Genomic DNA, 1,886 nt, shown 5'->3' with positions numbered 1-1,886 from the left:
GCTTCCATAAAACCATTTTGCAGGATTTTTATCAGGTTACGTTCCGCAAGAAGTTATATGGATACCTGGAAAGCCTGCAGGTAGATCTGGACAACTGGTTGTGGCATTACAATAATGAGCGAACTCATCAGGGAAAAATGCAACTGACAACCCAGAAGCAAATGCACCTGTTGACGCTAGCGATGCCCTTTCTCTCGCGACAAAATCCGCCGCACCGGCGTTAACCAAAGGGTTTGCAATACTCAATCTGATTGCCAAGGAACCGGGGCTTAACCTGACAGCGATAAAAGATCGGCTGGGACTTCCCAGCAGCAGTTTCCACCATCTGGTCACCACGCTGTGCAAACTGGGCGCATTACAGCAGCAACCTGTGCAGGGGGGATATATTCTGGGGCTGAAGCTGTTTGAACTGTGTACCATCGCAGCAAATCAACGACGCATTGAAGAATTTGCCCTGCCCGCGTTGAAAGCGTTAGCACAGGAGCTTCAATTGACGTGCCATCTGGGCGTGATGGAAGGGAGCGAAGCGGTTTATCTTTTGAAGGTTGAAGGCAACAGCAGCATCCAAGTCAGCACCTGGGTTGGAAAACGCCTTTCACTACACAGCTCCTCACTGGGCAAGGTGTTGCTTGCCTGGTTACCGGAACAGGCTTTATAAAAAAAAGCTTAGCCATATCAGTTGGCAAACGAAAACTGCCAGCACGCTCACCTCGCCAGAAGCCTATCGCCAGCATCTAATCGGTGTACGTCAACAGGGATGGGCGTTTGATAATGAAGAAGATATCGTCAATATTCGCTGCCTTGCCGCGCCGATAACCGACAGCAGCGGACAGGTCATTGCCGCCATCAGTGCGGTTGGCACGGTGCTGGATATCGATCCGGCAAAGCTACAGCGGATTATCGATCCGCTGTGCCGCACTGCTGCCCATATCTCCCGACAACTGGGGAAGTAAAACAGGCATAAAAAAACGGCGTCGATAAGACGCCGTTAGGGTGATAACAAGCCCGCTGAAAATGGTTATTCCCACCATATCCGTTATTCCCGTGCACCACCGTCACTCTCGCGCAAGCGGGAATCTCTGACAGGCGAAACGCGTTAATTCTCACGAGCCCCCCGGCTTTCGCCGAAGATGACGAGGCTTCAGTTGTCTAAGACTTACTTCAGCAACGCGCTGGCTTTTGCCACCACGTTATCCACCGTAAAGCCAAACACCTCGAACAGTTTTTCTGCCGGAGCCGATTCACCGAAGCTCGTCATGCCAACAATCGCGCCGTTCAGGCCAACATACTTGTACCAGTAGTCTGCAATCCCCGCTTCGATCGCCACGCGGGCGCTCACTGCTTTCGGCAGCACCGCCTCACGGTAGGCCGCATCCTGCTTGTCGAACGCATCAGTGGACGGTATGGAAACCACGCGTACCTTGTGACCCTGCGCGCTCAGCACGTCGCTGGCGGCAACCGCCAGCTCTACCTCTGAACCGGTAGCAATCAGGATCAGGTCTGGCTGACCGTCGCTGTCTTTCAGCACGTAAGCGCCTTTCGCCACGTCCGCCAGTTGCTGCGTGGTGCGTGCCTGTTGGGCCAGGTTTTGACGCGACAGGATCAGCGCCGTCGGGCCATCCTTGCGCTCGATGGCGTATTTCCACGCCACCGCGGTTTCTACCTGATCCGCCGGACGCCAGGTGCTCATGTTTGGAGTTACGCGCAGGCTGGCCAGCTGTTCTACCGGCTGGTGCGTCGGGCCGTCTTCACCCAGACCGATGGCGTCATGGGTATAGACGTAGATACTGCGGACTTTCATCAGTGCGGCCATGCGCACCGCGTTACGGGCATATTCCACAAACATCAGGAAGGTTGCGGTATACGGCAGGAAGCCGCCGTACAGC

Annotated in this window: 3 protein-coding genes and 2 pseudogenes; 4 read left to right on the top strand and 1 reads right to left on the bottom strand. The window is 54.7% G+C overall.

Going from position 1 to position 1,886, the window contains the following annotated elements; all coding sequences use genetic code 11:
* The 4 genes and pseudogenes from QZ506_RS03825 to QZ506_RS03815 form a co-directional block, all read left to right on the top strand.
* Window positions 1-140 (top strand): annotated as a pseudogene (locus QZ506_RS03825) (IS481 family transposase); the annotation flags it as partial.
* Between the two features lie 98 nt (window positions 141-238).
* Window positions 239-310: pseudogene (locus QZ506_RS21465) on the top strand (hypothetical protein); the annotation flags it as partial.
* 60 nt (window positions 311-370) lie between these two features.
* Window positions 371-658: an IclR family transcriptional regulator gene (locus QZ506_RS03820; RefSeq protein ID WP_291969196.1), complete on the top strand. Its 288-nt coding sequence runs from the start codon at window positions 371-373 to the stop codon at window positions 656-658.
* Window positions 630-953 (top strand): IclR family transcriptional regulator C-terminal domain-containing protein, encoded by a 324-nt coding sequence (locus QZ506_RS03815; protein WP_291969194.1) that lies wholly within the window; start codon window positions 630-632, stop codon window positions 951-953. The genes QZ506_RS03820 and QZ506_RS03815 overlap by 29 nt, the downstream gene beginning before the upstream one ends.
* A gap of 203 nt (window positions 954-1,156) precedes the next feature.
* Here the strand turns inward: QZ506_RS03815 and QZ506_RS03810 are convergent.
* On the bottom strand, window positions 1,157-1,886 hold a 730-nt coding region (locus QZ506_RS03810; RefSeq protein ID WP_291969192.1), incomplete at its 5' end, for a transketolase C-terminal domain-containing protein.

It is taken from the genome of Candidatus Symbiopectobacterium sp., from assembly GCF_020054415.1.
Classification (GTDB): Bacteria; Pseudomonadota; Gammaproteobacteria; order Enterobacterales; family Enterobacteriaceae; genus Symbiopectobacterium.
The sequence above is the reverse complement of the archived record's forward strand: the minus strand, read 5'-3'. Positions and strand labels throughout refer to the sequence as shown.